This is a genomic window from Bacillus sp. YC2, assembly GCF_019891195.1.
In the GTDB taxonomy this organism is placed as follows: domain Bacteria; phylum Bacillota; class Bacilli; order Bacillales; family Bacillaceae; genus Bacillus.
The window spans coordinates 1-5424 of sequence record NZ_JAHXDO010000026.1 but is presented as its reverse complement, the minus strand read 5'-3'; the positions used below and the strand labels follow the sequence as shown (position 1 = coordinate 5424).

At 40.9% G+C, this 5424-nt stretch carries 6 protein-coding genes; 3 read left to right on the top strand and 3 right to left on the bottom strand.

Going from position 1 to position 5424, the window contains the following annotated elements:
• Positions 1–318: 318 nt before the first annotated feature.
• Complete coding sequence (locus tag KY305_RS19675; protein ID WP_223063929.1) at positions 319–492, bottom strand: hypothetical protein; 174 nt, start codon at positions 490–492, stop codon at positions 319–321.
• Positions 493–786: 294 nt separating this feature from the next.
• Between KY305_RS19675 and KY305_RS19670 the strand changes: the two genes are divergently transcribed.
• Positions 787–1263: a MerR family transcriptional regulator gene (locus KY305_RS19670; RefSeq protein ID WP_223063928.1), complete on the top strand. Its 477-nt coding sequence runs from the start codon at positions 787–789 to the stop codon at positions 1261–1263.
• A 183-nt stretch (positions 1264–1446) separates the two neighbouring features.
• On the opposite strand, the gene mobV is transcribed toward KY305_RS19670, so the two are convergent.
• Complete coding sequence (gene mobV, locus KY305_RS19665) at positions 1447–2898, bottom strand: MobV family relaxase (protein WP_223063927.1); 1452 nt, start codon at positions 2896–2898, stop codon at positions 1447–1449.
• Between the two features lie 452 nt (positions 2899–3350).
• On the opposite strand from mobV, the gene KY305_RS19660 reads away from it, so the two are divergent.
• The gene (locus KY305_RS19660) at positions 3351–4028 is read left to right on the top strand and encodes a hypothetical protein (protein WP_223063926.1); all 678 of its coding nucleotides are present in this window, start codon (positions 3351–3353) and stop codon (positions 4026–4028) included.
• A 265-nt stretch (positions 4029–4293) separates the two neighbouring features.
• Here KY305_RS19660 and KY305_RS19655 read toward each other — a convergent pair whose 3' ends face one another.
• The gene (locus tag KY305_RS19655) at positions 4294–4977 is read right to left on the bottom strand and encodes a hypothetical protein (RefSeq protein ID WP_223063925.1); all 684 of its coding nucleotides are present in this window, start codon (positions 4975–4977) and stop codon (positions 4294–4296) included.
• Positions 4978–5090: 113 nt separating this feature from the next.
• On the opposite strand from KY305_RS19655, the gene KY305_RS19650 reads away from it, so the two are divergent.
• Positions 5091–5351 (top strand): hypothetical protein, encoded by a 261-nt coding sequence (locus tag KY305_RS19650; protein ID WP_223063924.1) that lies wholly within the window; start codon positions 5091–5093, stop codon positions 5349–5351.
• The last annotated feature ends 73 nt before the right edge of the window (positions 5352–5424 follow it).

The window sequence follows — 5424 nt, the reverse complement described above, 5'->3', positions numbered from 1 at the left end:
CTGCCGTCGCCTTCCGCTCCCTTCTCTCACCAACTATTTTTCCCGATCTTTTTTCTCCTTCAAGAGTAACTTAGTCCCAATTCACTAGTCAAGTTCTTGGGCTTTGCCCAAACCCACCAACGGATGGCCGTTGGATGCCAATACTCAATCCCCCCAACCCCCCGAATCTTCGGGGGACTCCCTCGCCGGTTGGCGTCAAACAAACGGGTTTGTTTGAGTGCTGAAAGGGTTCGGGTGACGCTGAGTGAGTCAACTCCTTAATCCTCCCTACGGTCCGGTTACCGTTGACTCACGCCAAAATCGCTCACTGCCCATTTATTAATCACCGAAATAAGACAGCTCCAGCGCTTTTCGCATGTATTCTTCTTCTGTGATTTCTCCATGAAACCGCCTTTCTAAAAGCTTTTCCTCTGCTTCCGTCAGCATTAAGCCCTCAAAGCCAAGGGTTGCTCTTACATATTTCATCCCTGTTTCAAAATCAATCTCTTGCATTACTACCCCCTCCTCTTTATCAAAAGCCCCTGCGGGTCATTTCCGCCAGTACGCCCCAATTTATTTGGTGCGTATAACTGGGCACTCCGTGACCGCTCCTAAATTCCAAAACAAACTCAAACACAAAAGAACCCAGTCAGTCCCCTGTCATGACTGGATTTTTCCTCTCGTTTAGGTATGCAGCGCTCCTTTTGAAATGCACCCTTTTCAAAACAACTCAAACATAATAAAGGGTGCAACACTTAAAGGTGTCTGGCCTCGCCATAGCGAACCTATTTTACGAGGTGATTCGTGATGGATATGGGAGTCAAATTATCGTCCAAGGACGTCGCAAAACACCTCGGTATAGAGCCGGTGACTGTCCGCAAGTATGCCAGTATGCTTGAAGAACAAGGCTACTCGTTCAATAAAGATTCGAAAGGATGGCGACTCTATACCGAGGATGACGTAAAGACTTTAGAGTATCTATGTACAATGACTAAAATCAATGGACACTCACTCGATGAAACGGTAAAGCATATAGCAAGCCTATATCGTTCAAAACTGACCATATCGGATACCGCTACATCGCTACAGGACAATCCTTTGGTTGAATTCATGAAGCGACAGGAAGAATTCAACCGCCACATGGCAGAACGGATGGAACAATTCGAAAAAAGACAGCAAGAAAGGCACGAGACACTCACTGCTGCATTACGTGAATCGCTGGAGACACAAAGAATGATCGCAGCCACTAAACAAAAAAAGTGGTGGCAATTTTGGAAAGGATAACTGATATGCACACCATGCTCTCTTATTCTTTTTATATTTCTTTATTTCTTCTTCTGGTAAAACATTTGTAAAACAAACTATAAAACAAAACAAAACAAAACTGGCCCCTTTAAAACCTGGTTATATCAATAAGTTCAAGCTTTTGATGATGTAAAGTTAATGGATGCAGTTAATGAAAACCATTTATCGCTCCAATTCATTGTCCTTGTATTTATTCGCTTCTCTAGGCATTCCAGCCGTACGGAAAAACGATGCCGCTAATTTCCTCACCCTTGGCAACTTTTCTTTAGCCCACTGCACCATTTTGTCTTTCCACTGTTCCAGTACGGCTACCCGCTCTCTTAACGTCTTATTTTCCTCGTTCAGCGAATGAAAATCCTTATTCTGCTTTTGGGCGAAGTTCAGCAGCTCACCATACCTGCCTCTTTCTGCTTTAAGGCTTTTTTTCGTTTCATCGTGCTTTTTGGCCTCATTGTCTTTCTGAGCGCTCAGAGACAGCGTCAGCCGCTTCAAATCATTATTCTCCGCTCTCAGCTCGCTGTTTTCTGTTTTCAGAGCCGACAATTCTTCTTTCACTTCCCGGCGGAGATCTTCCCGCTGCTCTTCTGTGAATTCTTTAGTCAGCTTCCGCCGCATCCCCCTTTTTGCTTTTTCGACCTCCTCGTTCATAGTCGTCTGCAGATCCGAGAGCATCTTATCTTTCGAATCTGCCCGTTCTTTTTCTTGACCGGCTATGGACTTCCACCGTTCCTTTTCTTCCGTTTCCGCTTCCAGTTGCCGCGACAGCTGCGCCGCCGTTTTCCCTTGGTCTTCCGCATAAGCATACAAATTTTCCAGTTCGTGCTGCGGCACAATCACCTTGTCTTTTTTGAAAAGACCGGCTTTTTCATACTCAACGGTCGGGATCCTCAACTCTTCCGTTTTGGCCGTCAGCGTTTCTTTTTTGGCAGAGACAACTGATTCAACCGCTCGATTCTGCTGTTCCAGTTCCGCTTTCCGTTTTTCCTTCAAAGCGATCTCAGCGTTCAGCCGCTCAAGCTCCGCTTTCCGCTGATTGATTTTGTACTGGTGAACATTTTCATGCTTCTTTTCGCTTGGTTCTCCCCGCTCCAAGTCAAAACCGCTCTTCACCATATGCCGGTGAAAATCATCCTGAATGGCTTTCATCTTCAGCTTGCCGTTAAAGAAATCTTTAGCAGAAAGCCGACCGTCCTCGGTGATCGGCACAATCCCGACATGCATATGCGGTGTCGCTTCATCCATATGTACCGTGGCATACAGCATATTTTCCGCACTGTATTTCTCTTTCAGATGATCAGCCGCCGCTTCAAAGTATCGCCGCTGCTCCGTCTCGCTCAATCCGTTCATGTAATCAGGACTGGCCGTAATTAAAAACTCGCTCACCAGAACGGCATCATCCCGCACTTTCCGTTTGACCCTGCCCTCAATTTTTTCACGAACCGCCTGTGCGTAGCTGATCGGTTGACCGTTAACAAGATCATAATTGAGATGCGACCGGCCACGATCAATGTTTTCATTTTTGCTTTTTTGAAACTCCCTCCGATTGTGTTTTTGCGTTCCATTCAGTCTATCTTTCTTGTATTTTTCCATCCTGATAACCGCATAATTTGCCACAAGAATTCCCCCAATATATACCACTCTATTAGGGTTATGGTAACACAAAGTTTTAATTTTGGTGTAACGCACTACACCAAATTGTTCCTACGGATTCAATTTGAACGTGCGACCTGCGGTGCCGGTGGCTCTCTCATTCTCGCTGTCGCATCGAAAGTTCGTGCCACTTGTCGGCCAATGCCGACCCGATTTTTCCGCCGATGAGAGATCGGCAGAAAATCGGAAAAACCCTTCCCGCTCCCGCAGCATTTAACACATGAACATTTTGTTCTTTGTGTCAAATTTTCATCATCTTATGAATAATCCGTGACCGAAAAAGTCCCGCAACGGAAAATATTACAAGTAGGGATTTATAATCAATTATTTTGCAAATATGTTAAAATATGTCCACGAACAGACAATCTATGTTACCTTGATTTTGGTTCAAAAATCTTATGAAGGAGAGTGTCAAAATGAGAAGATTGGTTCTGTTTATGATTATCAGTTTTGTTACACTTGGATTGGTATTGCCTTCAGGCGCAGCATCTGCTGAAGAAGTAAAAAGTCAATATACGCCCCAGGATTACGAAAAATACCTTGCAAATTATGATTCAAATGCCGCTGAAGCAGCCGGTGTATCTCCAGAGTACATATCGTCAGCAGTTATGGAAGCTGGAAAAGTCCTTGAAGATTTTAAAGCCTTATCAAAAGAAGATCAGGAAAAATTTGTGGAAAGCTTTACAAAGATCGATCCTATCAACATAGAAGAAGACGAAGTTGTAGTTGATGACCCAATCAATGCTCTGGGAGACAAAGGCGTTTCTTACCAGAACTCAGTTAAGTTTTTCGGAGTACCTCAGACTACTTACAAAGTTTCTGTTAACTACAATGTATCCGGTGGAAAAGTAAAAAAAATTAACTCTTCAAACGCAAGAGTAGTTCGCAACTTGAATCCAGTAGTAAGAACAGGCTTAAACACAGGCGGCAAAAACGCTTGGGTTACAGGGGATAACAAAGCAGCAGTTACAGGAAGTTTCTATTATCAAATCGGGCCAATCAAAGACATCGGTATCACTCTAGGTAACGTTTTTGTCAAAGCCGTTGGCGATAAAAATGGAAAACGAACTTACCAAAAATTCACCGTTGATTGAGCCTAAAAAGTGAGGTCATGGTATGTCTAAACGTGTAAAAGTAACATTGTGGAGCATTCTAGGAGTCCTAGTTGTGTTAAGCGTGATCGGCATTGTTGCTTTCTACCAGACTTTCCCAAGCTAGTAAAATAAAAAAGCAGACCATCAACCGGTCTGCTTTTTTATTTGATAATGTAATTCTTGATGCCAGTAAGCCTGACTTCAAATACGCCTTTTGCTCCATCATCGTTCTCGATCTTTTCTGCTCTTTTGATTACATTTATGTTTATTTATCATACGGATATTTATTTGCTTTTTGAAGATGATACTTTTTAGTAAAAGAATCTGTAAATTTAGTTCCTACAGTTTGTCCTCCAATATTAACTCCAACCAAGAAATAACCTTGAATTTTAATACTTACACTTCTGTTGCTGTCATAGATATTAGTCACACTTGTTGTTTGATTCCAATTCATCGGAAATCCACCGTTTCCAGAATGAACACTTTTAATTTTTGCAAATTTCTTTTTAGAGCCTGATCCAGTATATGAATAAGTAAATTGAATCCAGAGATCTGTATCATATTTGAAATTTAGTGGATTCCATGTCATCTCATGCCATTTTATTTGAGAAGAACCATTTTTTGTGGCTACTGCCTTTTTAGCTGCAGCCATTACAAAAATGCCTGGTTCCGATTTAGAGACAACTGATTCTTCAACAACGTTATCTTCATTTTTAACTGCTTCTTTTCTGTTTTCTTGAACTGCTTTTACAGCTTCCTCAAAATCAGCCACACTATCAAATTTAACAACGGGTGTACCTTTTGGTAAATCATCTACAACTTCCATACCCTTTGTTTGTTCTGCAACGCTAGTAAGTTGTTCTTTTACACTAGCAGCAGATACTGAACTGTTAAATGAACTAAATAAAACAAATACTGATAAAAATAATAAAACACCAATTTTCTTCACAAATCATTGCTCCTTTGTCTTTTCTAAAAACACTCCGTATAATAACATTGAAATTGCCTATTTAACACATTTTTTATCTAAAATTAAACTAAATAGGTGAAAGGAGATAAAAAATGAATTTATTAGGAAGTAAGGGATTTTTATGCTTTTTGAGTTTCTTGTTTACATTGATGATAACGTTTATTCCTTCAATAGGATTAAGAGAAGAAGGTTCTGATAGATTTTATGGTTATCCTGCTCAATGGCTAGATATACGAGTAAATGGAAACATTAGCTTTGAACTTTGGGGACTATTATTTAACTTCCTCTTATTCTTTCTCATTTTTTGGGGCCTAAAAAGAATACTATTGTTTTTATTAAAAAATAAAAAATAAAAAAATAAGCAGATGATTATCTCTGCTTATTTTCCAATTATGTAATTCTTGATACCCGGATGCCAATAAGCCA